The organism is Moorena sp. SIO1F2 (assembly GCF_010672755.1).
In the GTDB taxonomy this organism is placed as follows: domain Bacteria; phylum Cyanobacteriota; class Cyanobacteriia; order Cyanobacteriales; family Coleofasciculaceae; genus Moorena.
In genome coordinates this window covers 1-15,188 of the sequence record NZ_JAAHFV010000137.1, presented here as the reverse complement: position 1 = coordinate 15,188, position 15,188 = coordinate 1, and the positions used below count along the sequence as shown (strand labels likewise).

General features: G+C 43.7%; 8 protein-coding genes. 6 read left to right on the top strand and 2 right to left on the bottom strand.

The genetic code is table 11. The features are described 5' to 3' along the window. Nucleotides 1–766: MATE family efflux transporter (locus tag F6J94_RS17240; protein WP_293042606.1), on the bottom strand; the 766-nt coding region annotated here is incomplete at its 3' end. A gap of 341 nt (nucleotides 767–1,107) precedes the next feature. On the opposite strand from F6J94_RS17240, the gene F6J94_RS17235 reads away from it, so the two are divergent. The 4 genes from F6J94_RS17235 (at nucleotide 1,108) to F6J94_RS17220 (ending at nucleotide 11,591) form a co-directional block, all read left to right on the top strand. Next, nucleotides 1,108–1,641 carry an ureidoglycolate lyase gene (locus tag F6J94_RS17235; RefSeq protein WP_075903997.1) on the top strand — a complete coding sequence of 178 codons (534 nt, stop codon included), beginning with the start codon at nucleotides 1,108–1,110 and terminating at the stop codon, nucleotides 1,639–1,641. Between the two features lie 348 nt (nucleotides 1,642–1,989). Then, nucleotides 1,990–3,360: an AAA family ATPase gene (locus tag F6J94_RS17230; RefSeq protein WP_293042603.1), complete on the top strand. Its 1,371-nt coding sequence runs from the start codon at nucleotides 1,990–1,992 to the stop codon at nucleotides 3,358–3,360. Continuing rightward, nucleotides 3,339–8,399 (top strand): hypothetical protein, encoded by a 5,061-nt coding sequence (locus F6J94_RS17225; RefSeq protein ID WP_293042600.1) that lies wholly within the window; start codon nucleotides 3,339–3,341, stop codon nucleotides 8,397–8,399. The genes F6J94_RS17230 and F6J94_RS17225 overlap by 22 nt, the downstream gene beginning before the upstream one ends. Nucleotides 8,400–8,681: 282 nt before the next feature. Beyond that, complete coding sequence (locus F6J94_RS17220; RefSeq protein WP_293042597.1) at nucleotides 8,682–11,591, top strand: tetratricopeptide repeat protein; 2,910 nt, start codon at nucleotides 8,682–8,684, stop codon at nucleotides 11,589–11,591. A 274-nt stretch (nucleotides 11,592–11,865) separates the two neighbouring features. Here the strand turns inward: F6J94_RS17220 and F6J94_RS17215 are convergent, their stop codons facing one another. Then, a complete protein-coding gene (locus tag F6J94_RS17215; RefSeq protein WP_367142228.1) occupies nucleotides 11,866–12,708 on the bottom strand; it encodes a DUF4351 domain-containing protein in 843 nt (280 codons plus the stop codon). A gap of 294 nt (nucleotides 12,709–13,002) precedes the next feature. Here F6J94_RS17215 and F6J94_RS17210 point away from each other — a divergent pair, with 294 nt between their 5' ends. Next, the gene (locus F6J94_RS17210; protein WP_293042592.1) at nucleotides 13,003–13,191 is read left to right on the top strand and encodes a DUF4089 domain-containing protein; all 189 of its coding nucleotides are present in this window, start codon (nucleotides 13,003–13,005) and stop codon (nucleotides 13,189–13,191) included. An 83-nt stretch (nucleotides 13,192–13,274) separates the two neighbouring features. Then, nucleotides 13,275–14,666 (top strand): AtzE family amidohydrolase, encoded by a 1,392-nt coding sequence (locus F6J94_RS17205; RefSeq protein WP_293042589.1) that lies wholly within the window; start codon nucleotides 13,275–13,277, stop codon nucleotides 14,664–14,666. Nucleotides 14,667–15,188 lie beyond the last annotated feature (522 nt).

The window sequence follows — 15,188 nt, the reverse complement described above, 5'->3', positions numbered from 1 at the left end:
TGGTAAAAAGAATCGCTAAGCTTCTGATAAAAATATCACTATTTAGGGTAAAAGTAGCTTTTATTTCCGACAAGTACCAAATTCGCATCGCTACTGATATTAGCTCTTGCCACTGGATTTCTCGCGTCACTAAAACTAGTCCCACTAAAACCATCACGTATTGACTAACTGCTACCGATAATCCAGCGCCAGTGCTTTCCCAACCCCACCGAATAATAGTGAAATAATCGCAAACTATATTAGCGCAGTTACCGATAATGGACAGCAGCAAAACCTTACCACTCATTTCTCTACCGAGAAACCAACCAATGACTACAAAATTGAGTAATGTTGCCGGAGCTCCCCAAATCCGAGCGTTAAAATAGGCAATACCGGAAAATTTGACATCTGGTGTAGCACTTAACAGAGCAAATCCCAGCTCTCTAATAGGATACTGTAAACTTAAGATAACTACACCTAAAATCAGAGCAATTAAGCCATTACGAAGTCCCACCAGCAACATAGCATCTCGGTCATTTCGTCCGACAGCTTGAGCGGTTACCCCAGTAGTTCCCATCCGTAAAAACCCCAAACTTTTGTAGATGAAGTTAAACAGGATAGTGGCGATAACGACTCCAGCTAAGTGGCGGATTTGATCTAAATGACCTAAGAAAGCCACGCTGATTAAACCCGCAAGGGGTACCGTCAGATTAGACAGAATATTGATGATCGCCAGTTTCCAGAAGCGATAGAGCACGTTGTCTTGGTTTGAGCCAATAAAAGTCATAAATTAACCTTAATAGTTAGGGCATTTTGAATGGGAAAATAAAGGTATTTTAACCTTTTTTATTAAGTCAGATTAGTGGCTTGATTAAATATTATATCCAATACTATTTTTATAGTTATAGATTAATATAGATAGATTAATCGACTATAATATAAAGAATGTACGCCGAACCTAACCATAAAGATGAAACTGATGATTGATTTAATGATTTCAAAAAAATCCCCTATAAAGGATATCATATAAAAAGTGTAAAGACTAGTTGCCAGAGTAACAGCAAGGCACTTGCACAAGCTAAAATCAATAAGCTGTTAATTCTTAACTACTGACGCCGGAGCCTAAGGATGAGTAAAGTCAAGACGATTCAAAAACTACACGCGGAATGGGTGACATCAGAGAACTTTCAGCCCTACGGTCAAGTCATCTTTGCCAGTGAAGATGGCAAACCCTATGATCAAGATGATGCTCAGTTAAACCTCGACAATGGGACATCCCGGTTTTATATCATGCGGCTACACCACAAAGGTCGTAAGTTTGATAAAATTACTCGCCACGTCCAATGTACTCAGTGTCTCGGTTCTCTAGAAGGGAAAGACTGGTTCATGGCTGTAGCTCCTCCCACTCAGGATGACCAACCAGTTTTAGAGGATATCGCCGCTTTTCGGATTCCAGGTAACTGCTTTATTAAATTAGAAGTAGGAACTTGGCATGCTGGTCCCTATTTTGACCAAGAATTTATAGATTTCTACAATTTGGAACTTGCTGATACCAATGTCGTCGATCATTTTACCCATGATTTTATAGACAGCCATCAGTTACAGTTTGAAATTGTTATAGCAAAGGGAACAGCGGAGCAGGGAGTAGGGAGCAGGGAGTAGGGAGTAGGGAGCAGGGAATATGGCATCAAAAATTATCACAATTCCTACACGGATACCTAGAGTAAGTGATAAACTGGAATGGGGAATAACAAGTAAATCATAATACCATAATTAGTCATAATAAAAAAAAACTAAGCCAAACTAACTAATGACTAATAGTATTGGATATATAATCAGTTATAAAATCCTCAAATTTTATGACTTTTCCCTGTTCCCGATTCCCGATTCCCGTTCCCATCCTGGGAGGGGTTAGGGGTGGGTTCCGATTCCCGATTCCCTACCTTAATAGGTAGGTAAATTTTTAACTTGGTGCCAGATATGAGTAATGACTAATGAGAAAGGAAACCTATGACAGTAAACATCCAAAAATTATATAAAGCCTGTAATCCCAGCAAAACCTTAACGGTAGAACAGCCTGAAGACCGTAATTATTATATCGATTTTTCCTCAGTGCGAGGGGGCAAGATCATTGAAGAGTTGAAGGACAATATCACCTTCTTCTCCATGGATGAGCCGACCTGTGAGCTATTTACTGGACATATTGGTTGTGGTAAATCTACGGAATTACTGCGGTTGAAAGCCGAATTGGAAGAAGCTGACTTTCACGTGGTCTATTTTGAGTCTTCTCAAGACTTGGAAATGGGAGATGTAGATGTTGGTGACATTTTACTCGCTATTGCTCGTCGCGTCAGTGAAAGCTTAGACAAAATTAAGCTAGGTGAACCGAAAGGCTTTAAAAAATTACTGGCAGGTGCGGCTAAACTATTGCTCACTGAAATTGAATTAAGCGGTCGGGTAGGAGTTCCTGGGATTGGTGAGGTTGGAGTAGACACGGAGGGGGCGGTTTCCCTTGCAGTTGGGATTGGTGAGATTACGGCTAAGGCTAAGGATAGCCCGGATCTGCGCAGTCGGTTACGGCAATATCTCGAACCTCAAACCAATCGGTTGTTAGAAGTGATTAACCAAGAGTTGCTCGAACCTGCGATCGCAAACCTCCAACAAGTGGGAAAACAAGGGCTAGTGGTGATTGTAGATAACCTCGATCGGGTGGACGCTTCCCAGAAGCCTTGGGGACGTGATCAGCCGGAATATCTATTTGTGGATCGCGGAGCCCAGTTAAAGGGGTTACACTGTCATGTGGTCTATACCATGCCCCTAGCGCTACGATTTTCTAATGACTATAGTGCCTTGACTCAACGCTTTGTGGTAGATCCCAAAGTGTTACCAATGGTACCGGTAAGGTTACGAGATGGCACTCCCCATGAACAGGGCATGGCTCTGCTGCGACAAATGGTACTCGCTAGAGCCTTCCCTGATTTAGAGCCTGGGTCGCGTCTTGCTAGAGTAAAAGAGGTGTTCGACTCCCCTGACACTTTAGACCGCCTGTGTTACGCTAGCGGGGGTCATGTGCGGAATTTGCTCCGGTTCCTCAGTACCTGGATCAAGAAAGAAAGACGATTACCTCTGTCTCAAGGCATGTTAGAAACTGTAATTCGAGACCGCCGCAATGAACTAACCCTACCCATCTCAGACGATGAGTGGGAATTATTGTGTCATGTTGCTAAACACAAGAAGGTAGTTGGAGATGAAGGTTACCAAGTCTTGATCCGCAGCATGTTCGTCTATGAGTACCGAGACCAAGATGGGTCTTGGTTTGACGTTAATCCCATTTTGGCAGAAGCGGAAGGATTCAAATCATGCCTAGCTTATACCGCGTAGAAGATGCGGATGCCTACAACTTTAATTCAATGCAGGAACTCGCCTGGGCGATTGAGACGTCCCAAGGGGAGTTTTCCCTGATTTTAGCCCGCCGCAACTATGAAGCTTTACAGGAGTACATTGTCCGGAAGTTGCGGCAAGTCTGTGCTGTTGAGTTCCAGGAAATATACCTGAACCAGTCGGTTAAGGTTAAGAGTCTCTATACCACTATCTTGGAGCAGCTAGGGGATCAACAGCCAGCTGCGGTGATGGTCTTTGGTTTAGAGTCCCTGAGCAACCGGTCGCAAGTACTAATCACTACCAACCAAGTGCGGGAGGAGTTTCGCAAGCATTGCCCCTTCCCTCTAGTGTTATGGGTAAATGACGAGGTATTGCAAACGCTGATTCGGTTTGTGCCAGATTTAGAGAGTTGGGCAACAAGCACAGATTTTGTCCTCTCCTCTAGTCAATTGATTGAAGCTCTAGCAGAGCGAGAGAGTTATTTATTTACTCGTATTTTGGATGCCGGTGGGGATCAGTTCCTACCCAATACCGCTATTTTCGGTTCCAGCTATTGCCGAGAATTGGACTCAGCTTTGAGGGATTTGCAAACTCGTGGAGATGTCTTAGACATAACCCAAGAAGCTAGTTTGCCATTTGTCCTTGGTCGAGAAGCTTATATTAATGGTCAGATCGAACAGGCGTTAGAGTATTATCAGCAAAGTTTAGCCTTTTGGCAGCAGCAATCTAGGAGCTGCGAAACACAACAGCAGAAAACACAACAGCAGACTAGTTTTACCTCCAGACTGGGTCGAACTACCCAAATACCTACTTCCCTCCGGACGTTGCCGAGAGACCCCTCAACCCCTTCACCAGTAGAACGTCAAGCTCTACTGCTGTTTCATATCGGTTTGTGTTATCTGAACCTGGCTGAACTCAATCGCTCCCAAACTCGTCACCACTGGATCACAGCCAGAGGGTATTTTCAAAAATGTATCGATACATTTGAACAAGCAAAACGCCCAGATTTAATCGCCAAGTTTATTACTAAACTTGGCGAAACCCTACAACGACTGGAAGCTTGGAAAGACTTACAAGGTCTGGCGCAACGCTCCCTGGTACTGCACAGAACCTATGGAAATTCACTGCAACTGTCTCAAGATTATGGATTTATCGCTGCAGTCGCCCTTCAAGACTGCCGTTGGATGGGCGCTCAGCAAGCAGCTAGGAAAGCTTTAGAACTCCTAACACGGTTAACTAATACCTCCGGACAGTATCAAATGTCCTATCTACTGCTTCTGGCTAAAGCGAAGGGGCATTTGGGTCAGTCGGAGGAGGCGATCACTATCCTGGAAAGGGCTAAGGAAACCGGTCCAATGGATGCCCCACAACTTTATATTCGCATTTTGGAAAAATTGCGGACGCTTTATTTCCGGCAAAAGCAGTATCTAGAAGCCTTTCGGGTCAAACAAGAACGATTCTCCGTTGAGCAGCAGTACGGTTTCCGTGCCTTTATCGGACCTGGTCGGCTTAAACCTCATCTACGCCAAACTTCTACCTTACTCCTAGAGCAGGAAACTGCTGCGGAGGAAATCACTGCTTCTGTACGTCAGAACGATGTAGAGCGCTTAGTGGAACGTATTGGCAGCACCCAGCACAAACTGACAGTGATTTACGGTCAGTCAGGGGTAGGTAAGAGTTCCCTGCTAGAAGCTGGATTAGTCCCCACTCTCAAAACTAAGGTAATTGGAACCCGTGATGTCGTACCAATTTTGGTAAGGGTTTACACCGATTGGGTCAGGGAAGTCTGGAAATCCTTAGCATCTTCTCAGTTGGAAGTTGACCCGTTGAACGGTGAAGGGTTTTCTGGGTTGAAGGTTGACCCGTTGAAGGTTGTTCGCGTTCGCGGAGCGTCGCCTACGGCGAAAGCGTGGCCGAAAGGCCAAGGTTCACAGCAGTCTTCTCACCTGCAACATTCAACCCAAACTAACCTGCAACATTCAACCCAAACTAACCTGCAACATTCAACCCAAACTAACCTCCAACCAGCAACCCTTTTAGAGCAATTGCGACAAAATGAACATAGCAATTTGCTAACGGTGCTGATTTTTGACCAGTTTGAAGAGTTTTTCTTGATTTCGGATAATCCTACTGAAAGAAAACGCTTCTTTGATTTTTTCCGGGAGTGTCTTCAGATTCCTTTCGTCAAGGTTATATTGTCATTACGGGAAAATGATTTGTATTTTTTGTTGCAGGGAATTCGTCATCAAAATTTTGATTCAATCAACAATAATATTCTCAACAAAACTATTCTTTATTATTTAGGTAATTTCTCCCTAGAGGATGCTAAATCTATTATTCAACGACTAACCGAGCGCTCTCAAGTTTATTTAGAAGAAGCCTTAGTAAACACCTTAGTGCAGGAACTAGGTAGCAGTGAAGGAGAAGTTCGTCCCATTGAATTACAGATAGTAGGAGCTCAACTACAGACTGAAGGAATTACTACCCTAGCTCATTATCGGAGAAAAGGTCCTAAAGAAAAATTGGTGCAGCGTTACCTGCAAGAAGTGATCGCAGATTGTGGCTCCGAGAATGAAAAAGCTGCTGAACTGATCTTGTATTTACTAACTGAAGAAAATAACACCCGCCCGCCTAAGACCCGCCAGGATTTGGAAAAAGACTTAAAATCCTTGGCAGTGGATTTAGCGATAGAAAAAATAGACCAGTTAGATTTAGTCTTAAATATCCTAGTCGAATCAGGATTAGTGGTGCTCTTACGAGAAAGTCCCCTTAACCGCTATCAACTGGTTCATGATTATCTAGTTTCTGTGATTCGCCAGCAGCAAGATAGCGAATTACTCGCCAAACTTAAGGAAGTCCAAGAGCAACATCGGCTTTCTCAAGCCCGGTTACAGAAGTCGAAGATAGCACTGACCGGCTCCATTGTTCTAGTTGGCATGTTAGCGGTCTCAACCGTTTCTGCTGCTATATTTTGGGCTCTTGCTAGAAACAACGAAATCACAGCTTTGATTAAATCCTCAGAAGCCCTTTACGGTTCGAATAATCATGCCCTCGATCCACTAAAAGATGCCTTACAGGCAGGAAAAAAACTCAAGTGGTCAGTTCGGGTCAGCTCTGACACTAAGGATATAGCGATGAGTTCTCTACAGCAAGCCTTTTATGGGGTTAGAGAGCGCAATCGCTTAGAAGGTCATGATAATACAGTCAACACTGTTAGTTTCAGTCCCGACGGTGAGCTAATTGCTACGGCTAGTTCCGACAAAACTGTCAAAATCTGGTCCAAGGAAGGCAAACAACTCTACACGTTAGCAGGAAAGCATGGACATAAGGATGAAATCAAGAGTGTTACCTTCAGTCCTGATGGGAAGTTGATTGCTACCGCTAGTAAAGATCAAACTGTTAAAGTTTGGCAACGGAATGGTAAGTATATTCAAACCCTGACAGGGCATACTGATTTAGTTTGGAGCGTGCGTTTTAGCCCTGATCGCAAAAGCCTTGCTGCTTCTAGCGAGGATGGAAAAGTTATCATCTGGAGCCTCGAAGGCAAAAAACCCCAAATCTTCAAAGCCCATGATAAAGCAGTGCTCAGTATTAGTTTCAGCCCCGATAGCAAGGTGCTGGCAACCGGGAGTTTTGACAAAACGGTTAAACTCTGGCGTAGAGACCGGAATGGCTTGTACAAGAGAAAGCCTCTAACCATACAAGCCCATGAGGATGCGGTTTTCAGCGTCAGTTTCAGTCCCAAAGGTAAACTGATTGCTACTGGTAGTAAGGATAAAACTGTCAAACTCTGGAAACTTGACGGTACTCGGTATCAGACATTGGGAACCGATGACCATGAAAGTCATCAAAGTACTGTGACTACCATCAGTTTCAGTCCCGACGGTCAGACCCTTGCTAGCGCTAGTGCTGACAATACCGTCAAACTTTGGAATCGAAATGGCCAGCTACTCGAAACCCTTACCGGTCATGAAAGTACGGTATGGAGCGTTAATTTCAGCCCCGACAGCCAGACCCTTGCTAGCGCTAGTGCTGACAACACGGTTAAACTTTGGAGTCGATACGGTAATGAACTCCCTATTCCCACAGGGGATGAGAATACCGTTTACAACGTCAGTTATAGCCCCGACGGTCAGACTATTGCTACCGCTAGCAAGAACAACACTATCCAAATCTGGAGCTTAAACGGTCAATTGCAGCGAACTCTGACTGGTCATACCGGTTGGGTTTGGGGTGTTAGCTTCAGCCCTGATGGTAAGACTATTGCTAGCGCTAGTGCAGACAAGACTGCCAAAATCTGGAATAAGAATGGTAAGTTACTGCACACCCTATCTGACCATAAGGATGTGGTCAGGAGTATCGCTTTCAGTCCCGATGGCCAAATTATCGCTACGGCTAGTAGGGACAAAACAGTTAAACTCTGGAATCAGAATGGTATCCTGATTAGAACTCTTACTGGTCATGAAAATTGGATCAACAGCGTCAGGTTCAGTCCTGATGGTGAGACTATTGCTACGGCTAGTGCAGACAAGACTGCCAAACTTTGGAATGTTAGTGATGGCAAGGAGCTGCAAACCCTCGATGGTCATAAGGATTGGGTTCTGAGTGTCGGTTTCAGCCCCGATGGTAAAACCCTGGCCTCTGCTACCAGGGATAAGATGGTTAAACTCTGGAATGTTAGTGATGGTAATGAACTAAAAACTCTTAAAGGTCATGACAATACCGTCTGGAGTGTGGTGTTTAGCCCCGATGGTGAAACCATTGCTACCGCTAGTGCTGACAAAACTGTCAAGCTTTGGAACACCAAAGGTAAACAACCTCAAACCTTTTCTGGCCATGATGGTGCTGTAGTTAGCCTCAGTTTTAGTCCCGATGGCCAGACTATTGCTTCTTCAGATTCATCTGCTAGAGTAATTATATGGAATTTAGAGACTATCAGACATCCTGATCAACTGCAGTCCCTTGCTTGCGATTGGCTACAGGATTATCTGAAGCACAATACTAATGTAAATAAGAGGGATCTTCGTTGGTGTCGTTAGTGCGTCAGTGCTGAAGTCCTGATTCCGTCAGAAGCAGTCTGGAATGGGACTGGAAACCACTATGGCAATTTTAATAAGTTTTAAGTAGTATTGCTAAGTAGTCTGTAGTAGTTTTAGGTATTTAAGTGTTACTACTTAAAAGTTAATCATATCATGACTAATCACAAAAAAATCACAAAAAATTGCCATTTTGCTACCAGGATAGAATTTAATTTGCTGATAATATAATTACCTCACTGGCTGGCATAAGTACTTGCTGGCATAAGCAATATCCTTAAAATCATGACTAACTCACCCCTACTCGACCCTGTAGCTACTCACCACCGGGATGCTGTAGAAGAACTAGCCTGGGCAATAGCTGCTAGTGAGGGACAGTTTTTGCTGATGTTAGCACACTGTAATTATGCCAAGTGGCGTAAGCGAGTGGTGCGCAAGCTACACAAAATTTCTTCTGTCCCAATCCGGGAAGTATTCCTAGACCAATCTGCTTGTACACTCTACACCACCCTCCGACAGGAAATCGGGGAGGAACAGCCAGCTGCCTTGATGGTGTTTGGTTTAGAGTCAGTCACGGACCTTGATGAACTGTTAATCGCCACTAACCAAGTTAGAGAAGAGTTTCGCAAAAATTTCCAGTTTCCATTAGTGTTGTGGATTAACGATGAGGTGCTGTGTAAGCTGATTCGCATCACACCAGATTTCCACAGTTGGGCAACAACGGTTATGTTTCAAATCCCAACCTCAAGCCTAATTAGCAACCTACAACAAAAAGCCAATTCTTTATTTAGCAAAGTCTTGGAATTAGGTGCCAGTGAAATTTGCCCCAATGATGCTATCTTAGGTGCTGGTTATAGTCAGGAAATTAAGTTTGCCTTACGGGATTTGGAAAGTGGTAACCACGAGTTGCCACCACAGTTGCTAGCCAGTCTAAACTTTGTCTGGGGTCGAGAGGCGTATGGATTGGGCAAGATTGATGTTGCTATCACCCACTATCAGAAAAGTTTAGAATTCTGGCAACAGGAACCCCGCAAGCACCAGAGCAAGCCCGAAAACAACGGTGAGATTCTCCCCGGACTTGGTGTGCCTACCTTCAGATCCCGTAAACCCATTACCCCTCCACCTCGGGAGCGAGAAGCAGTTATCCTGTTTCACCTAGGATTGTGCTATTGCGATCAGGCTAAGCAATATCCAGCGGGAGACCCTAGCTATGGAGAAAATTGGCACAAGGCTAAGGAGTATTTAGAGCAGTGTCTGGTGGTGTTCGAACAAGAGCAACGACCGGATTTAGTGGCTAAGTTTATTAATCAGCTCGGTGAGATACTGCAATCTCTGCAAGCCTGGGAGGATTTGGAAAGTCTAGCTAAAAAGTCTCTAGCGCTACACAGAAACTACTCTGCTCCTGTTCAAATCGCTCAGGATTATGGATTTATAGCAAAAGTGGCGCTACACAAATCCCGCTGGCAGGAGGCTTACACAAACGCTCAATATGCCAATGTAATTATCACAAAAGTCACAGAAGAACAGGGTGTTGCACAGGATAGGGAAGATTTGTTGGCCTATGGAACAGGGGGAACAGGGGGAAGTAAAAAATTTTCCTATTATCCCGCAAGTATCCAAGCCCAACAACAGCAACAGTACTCCAGCTATCAGGAAAATTCTGCTTTATATTGCCTCAATGGAGTAGTCAATATAGATAAGATTAGCCAGAAATATACAAATAAATCTCCCGTTGGTCGCTATCTGTTACTTCTGGCTCAAGCGCAACAACACTTGGGTCAACATTCCGAAGCGATTAGCCATCTGGAACGGGCTAGGGAGTTAGGCATTGGTGATGACCCGAAACTGTACCTGGAAATCCTGGAAACTCTAGGAACCCTCTACTGGCAACAAAAACGATATCAAGCAGCATTTAGATTAAAACAAGAACGGCTTGCGATCGCACAACAGAATGGTTTACTTGCTTTTATCGGTGCAGTTAAACTCAAATCCTCCCAACAGAATCCGTTACCACAGAATCCGTTACCACAGAATCCGTTACCACAGACCAAGAGTAAAGGTAGCGCTACCGTATCTCAGGCCATGACTGCTTCCGATTGGCAACACAAAGTAAAAGAGCTAGTGCAACGCATTGCCAGTACCCAGCACAAACTAACTGTAATTTATGGTCAAGCTGGAGTGGGCAAGAGTTCCTTACTAGAAGCTGGGCTAATCCCCGCCCTAAAACAGCAACCTATTGGTAAGCGTGATGTAGTCCCGATTAGGTTGAAGGTTTACACTGACTGGGAAAAAGAGTTGGGTAAACGTATCCTAGAGTCGAAGAGTGAAAGTTTGAAGGTTGAAGGTTTAAAGGTTGAAGGTTTAAAGGTTGAAGGTTTAAAGGTTGAAGGTTATAAAAACAACCTTAAAACGGCTAATATTCTAGATCAGTTGCAAAAAAATCAACGGCAAAACCAGATAAACATCCTGATTTTTGACCAATTTGAAGAGTTTTTCTTTGCTTGCCGAGAGCCAGCTGAACAAAAACGCTTCTTTGAGTTTTTCCGTGACTGTCTTAATATTCCCTATCTCAAAGTTATCCTGTGTTTACGGGAGGATTATCTACACCTATTATTAAAGTGCGCTCGTCAGGTAGATTTGGATGCCATTAATAATGATATTCTTAATAAAGGTATCCTTTATTATGTCGGTAATTTTTCTCCAGACGAGGCAAAATCGATTATTTCTAATCTAACCACTAAAGCTAAATTTTACCTAGAGGATGCATTACTTGATGAGTTGGTAAACGACCTAGCTAAGAATGAACCAGTGGCAGAAGTAAGCCCGATTGAATTACAGATAGTGGGAGTGCAGCTGCAAACTGAGCAAATCACTACCTTAGGGGCTTATCGACAAAGGGGATCAAAAGAAAAGCTTGTGGAGCGCTATTTGGAAGGGGTTGTTTCTGATTGTGGTTCAGAAAACCAAAACGCGGCTTGGAAAATTTTGGGTTTGTTAACGGATAAGCATGGCACTCGACCATTCCGAACAAAAGATGACTTAGGAGCAGAGTTACAGTTATCCACTGACAACTTAGATTTTGTCCTAGAGCTATTGATCAAATCAGGTTTAGTGATGAAATGGCAGCAAGAACCAGAAGCTCAATATCAACTGATTTATGATTATTTAGTTGAGCCGATTCGTAGACGTTGCTGATTGTAAGCTATCAGCTATCAGCTATCAGCTATCAGCTATCAGCTATCAGCTATCAGTTATCAGCTATCAGCTATCAGCTTATGCGCTACAGATGGTGCTACTTGAGGTGCTTTTGAATAAAAGAGGTAAGCATTGGTTTAATCTCAGTTCCTTGGCCTTTCGGCCAAGGAATTCATTGTATTTGGCTTTGAGTCCGTTGAACTCCTAAGCCGGATAGCTTGTTTTAAGCTGACGGCTGACGGCTGACCACTGACCGCTGACCGCTGACAGCTGATTAGCCTTTAAGTCCCTCTAACCAACTGGATAAATCCGACCCATCGGAAAAATCGAACAATGCTTCACTCAATTGATCTAAATCAGCAACAGATAAGTTGTTGATGAGTGATTCTAGACTAGGCTCGATTGTTCCAACCTGGCGTTTCAACTGACGCATAATTAGCTCCAGTTTTCCTTGCTGTAAGCCTTGCTGTAGACTTTGTTGGACTTTCTCCTCTCCCCAAGGTAATAAATTTCCAGAGCTATCCCACCACCGTAACCAATAGTTAGTGATTTCTGATTTTTTGCCATACCATACTCCCAGAAACAAACCCATGGATTCAATCCAGTAGCGTCCATTAGCATCAGGTTGTTGGAGGGTATAGCTTCCTGAATTAAGCGATCGCATTTCCAAACTTCCGGAGGCTGGGTCAAAAATCACATAAATTGGTACTTGTAGGATTTGCTCGTAAAAGTACCATTTGCCATAGGGGTAACGAGGGTTCATGGAATATTCTCCTTGCTCCTTCTCGGATAAGAATTCCATAACCACTGCTGGTACCTCTCCTTCCGTGTGAGGGGTATAGCTCCGGCGAATCACCCCTGGTAACACAGGAAACACGGAAGGTACATAAAACCAGTCCGGTGCTTTGACTACTGTTTTACCGTCCACATTCGCACAGAGTCCAAAGTTGGAACCAATCAGCATTGATTTAGTGATAAATCCGGCTAATTCCAGAATCTCTCGGAGGATAGCCGCTAATAAGGGATGATAGATATCATCCACTGGGTCATCGGGTAATTGAAATTCATCGGGGAGTTTTTCCCATCGGATAATCGCTTCGGCTTTCGTTTGAGTCATAGCCATATCGGGTGTCTTTATATCCTTAAGGTAACGAAAAACTTAACTTTGTTTTTTTGAAGATAGTTTTGAAGAGACTGCCGATTTTTGATGGTTGAGTTTTGAGTAATATAGCGCTACGCGCAAGGCAATAGGCAATAGGCATGCTAGCAATAGGCAATAGCTTATTATAATAGCTTTTGCTGCTTTTATAAATGTCCTCAATGCGTAGTGCTAACGACAGCTTTTAAAATTATATTATATTTATAGATTATAATTAATTTTAACGACTAAATTCTTAAAGAATAACTAGTAATGATGCCCAAAAAACTTGAAACTGCTACCTATGTCGAAGCAACGGCGCAACTCATTGATTTAGACCTTAAGCCCGAACACCGTCCTGGTGTTATCAAAAACTTCGCTAAAATTTATGCGATCGCATCTCTAGTCACAGAATTTAGCTTACCTGATGATATCGCAGCTGCTCCTGTATTTGAACCTTAGGATGCTGATAATTTTTGACTATAAAATTATCTAGTTTATTGGTTGATCAGCGTTACTCAATCATCATAATAGCCTAAATTAGGATGCTAACCGTGAACCAAACTGATGCCATTGGAATTGCCACTGGGATTCGAGAAGGTCAAGTCACCGCCAAAACAGTCATTACTAACTGTCTCGAAAAAATAACTGTCCGTAACCAATCCCTTAACTGTTTCACAACGGTTATTACTGACCAAGCCTTATCCGATGCTGAACACATTGATCATGCTATTGCCAAAGGGAACAATCCGGGTCCATTGGCAGGAGTTCCTTTTGCGGTTAAAAACTTATATGATATCGCTGGCTTAATAACATTAGCTGGGTCAAAAATTAATGCTGAAAATTATCCTGCTTCCCGTGATGCTACTGCTGTAACTAAACTCAAAGAAGCGGGTGCTATCCTAGTTGGAGCATTAAATATGGATGAGTACGCCTATGGCTTTGTAACGGAAAATAGCCATTACGGTGCAACTCATAACCCCCATGATCTCACTCGCATTGCTGGTGGTTCCTCTGGCGGCTCGGCAGCAGCAGTGGCGGCGGGATTAGTACCCATCACTCTCGGTTCCGATACCAATGGTTCGATCCGGGTACCAGCTGCGTTGTGTGGTACTTTTGGCTTCAAACCTACCTACGGACGATTGTCTCGGGCAGGGGTTTTCTTGTTTTCAGCTAGTTTGGATCATATCGGTCCGTTTGCTCGTTCTGTACGGGATATTGCTACTATCTTTGATATCCTTCAGGGAGTAGATCCCACTGATCCCGTTTGTAGCAATCGTCTCCCAGAACTTTGTGTCCCCCAGCTTAACGAGGGGATTGACGGGTTACGGATTGGAGTTGCAGATGGGTATTTTGCTCAAGGGGCAGAACCAGAAGTCTTGGATGCTGTGGCTAAAGTGGCTAGTAGCTTGAATGTAACTGCTTCAGTTACTATCCCAGAAGCCAAGCGAGCCAGAGCAGCAGCTTATATTATTACGGCTAATGAAGGGTCAAACCTCCATTTGGATAATTTGCGTAAACGTCCCGATGATTTTGACCCAGCTACACGCGATCGCTTTTTAGCAGGTGCCCTAATTCCAGGGACTTGGTATATTCAAGCCCAAAGGTTTCGACAATGGTTTCGCGATCGCATTCGGGAAGTCTTCCAAGATGTCGATATTATCCTTGCTCCCACTACACCCTGTGTTGCTCCCCTACTGGGTCAAGAAAAAATGGTCATTGCCGGGGAAGAAGTGTTGGTTCGTCCAAACTTAGGATTATTTACTCAACCCTTATCCTTCATTGGCTTACCGGTCTTATCGGTACCAATTCACCGTCCTGGTCAAATGCCCTTAGGGGTACAAATTATTGCTGCACCCTACCATGAAGCAATGATTCTTAGAGTTGCTGCAGTGCTTGAGGAGCAAGGCATTATTTCAGCAGCGGTTGTGTCTTAACAAATGGATGATTAAGACAATATTCTGTGAGCGCAAATAGTTGTATTATCACACATTAGACTTCTTGCAGAAGTCGGGAACAGGGAACAGGGAACAGGGAACAGTGGACAAGAATTGGCGCAAAGCGATGCAGCGCGGTCTTGGGGGTTTCCCCCATGAGCGACTGCATCAAGAACACTATTATAAAAATACTTTTGCAAGAGGTCTATTGTAACTAAACATATTTTTGCAAGAGGTCTAATAAGTGCATTAGTTTTGATAGAGATTCGACTTATTTCTTCCACTTTATGAATCTTGAACAGATTTTGTGACGCATTCCCCCACCTGGCCTACGGCCACGCTGCGCGAACGTTCAGGTGGGGGTCAAGGAACGACAAATTGTGTTATAATTAATCTAGCTTGAGCGGTACGGCAAAGGACAGAACAAGATTCTGAGCAACCTAGAGGCACGACCTCTCAACGCCAGGGAAAACAAACCTATAAATCCTGTGTAGTCGGTTTATATACGTCAGACTCTAGGTA